Source organism: Rhodococcus sp. P4_F3_2, from assembly GCF_056401335.1.
Genome location: NZ_JBFUJN010000247.1, coordinates 1 through 405, shown reverse-complemented (window position 1 = coordinate 405; position 405 = coordinate 1). Strand labels below are relative to the sequence as shown.

Below are 405 nucleotides of genomic sequence, written 5' to 3'. Positions count from 1 at the left end.
AAACTATCCTCAGTCGAAGAATTATTTGCCTTTCAAAAAATACAAAATGAAATTATAGAGGGAATTATTCATTCTATATTGGTGATGGTCGATGGTGGAGATGACCTTGCAGACAGGCTATCTCTTGATTTGATAGATGGAGAGACGAAAGAATCACTACAAGATGACATTGCATTACATGAAGAATTTATTGGCTATTTACTTGATGTGGAAGATGAATAAAGAGTGATCTTTACTAAGAGATACTTAAATTGCAGAATATTTATTGGAAAATAGATATTCTAAATGAGATTTAAATATAAAAAAGAAAACAGGCTTAAGCCTGTTTTCTTCGGTTCTTATAATTTACATTATGTTAACTAGGTTTGTATATAGTATTCATGGATTACGTTTAGTACTTACAAC

1 protein-coding gene is annotated in these 405 nt (G+C 30.1%); it reads left to right on the top strand.

Annotated features, from left to right (window positions below):
- Window positions 1-222: hypothetical protein (locus AC1DWA_RS33595; RefSeq protein ID WP_477917852.1), on the top strand; the 222-nt coding region annotated here is incomplete at its 5' end.
- Window positions 223-405: the final 183 nt, after the last annotated feature.